Annotated in this window: 1 protein-coding gene; it reads left to right on the top strand. The window is 35.4% G+C overall.

The window, feature by feature from the left end; genetic code table 11:
* A partial coding sequence (locus BUA72_RS24720; RefSeq protein WP_228407943.1) for a hypothetical protein occupies positions 1-229 on the top strand: 229 nt, incomplete at its 5' end.
* Between the last annotated feature and the right edge of the window lie 953 nt (positions 230-1,182).

Genomic DNA, 1,182 nt, shown 5'->3' with positions numbered 1-1,182 from the left:
GCGCCGATGGTACTGCGAAAGCGGGAGAGTAGGCCGCCGCCAGTTTTTATTAAAAAGTCTCATACAGAAATGTGTGAGACTTTTTTGTTTTATACATATACCCAACCAATACCTAAACCAAACCTATACCAACTACCTTGGCAATAAGCACGTCGTTGTGATCCATGTGATCATTTATAATCTATACCTTATAGCTAAACACGATTCCAATACCATCCATCCTGGTTGAATCCTTGTCTCAAACCTATAAACTGATCTCCTATATTTTTCCTATTATATTCAATAGGAGCGGGCTTTAGCCCGCTTACAATGTATACCCAATGCAAAAGGCTTTAGCCAAAACTCATGTTCGAGGTTTTTCCTTACCTGTTTTCAGGTAACTATAAAAAGAATCCGCTTAATCTAAAAGATCTACACGAGACAAGTTATTACTGTTAAGAATTATCTCAGGAATTTTATACTTATACCTTTATACAATACGAATTAGAATATCATATTTGCAATAATCTTAAACTCCGGGTTAACATTACACGCTTTATTATGGTCTAATCAATCAGCCATAAACTCTGTACGATGTGCATGATCCTGATGAGAGTAATCTCACCTGGGTTCTTCTGTATTTATCTCTATCTATCTACAATTATTATTCAAAGCCTTCTATTCAATAGGAGCGGGCTTTAGCCCGCTTATGATATATGTCCATCGAAAAAGGCTTTAGCCAAAATCTATACTTCAGGACTTTCCGTTTGTTCTTTTTTCATAATTAAAAAATATCTGCTCAATCTGAAAGATCTGCGTGAGGCATTTCATTGTAATTAAAAATAATCTTTCGGATCAGTAATGTTACATACTTTATATAATCCGAATCAGGTATTTTATATTTTCCAATAATTTTAAATTGCTTACAAAACATTCTAAAGCTTTATTATAGTCTAATTAATAAAGCATGCGGCTTCTCTCAATCTTCCGGATCTCTGGGATAGTCCTGTTCTCATTCTCTAAACTTTGTTTTACCAAACAACTTTTCCACCCTATCTTTAAAAGTACCTCATTAAAACTTCAGCTGCTACTCCCAAATCCGAATCACTCCTTCCTGTGTTTATCGCCCAACTTCCCGTGTTCTTCAGCTTTTGAACAGTTCTTTCCGCTACCACAATTTATTCACACTCATTGTGGATAACT

The organism is Chryseobacterium sp. OV279, assembly GCF_900128945.1.
Taxonomy (GTDB): domain Bacteria; phylum Bacteroidota; class Bacteroidia; order Flavobacteriales; family Weeksellaceae; genus Chryseobacterium.
This window is presented reverse-complemented; position numbering and strand designations above follow the sequence as displayed.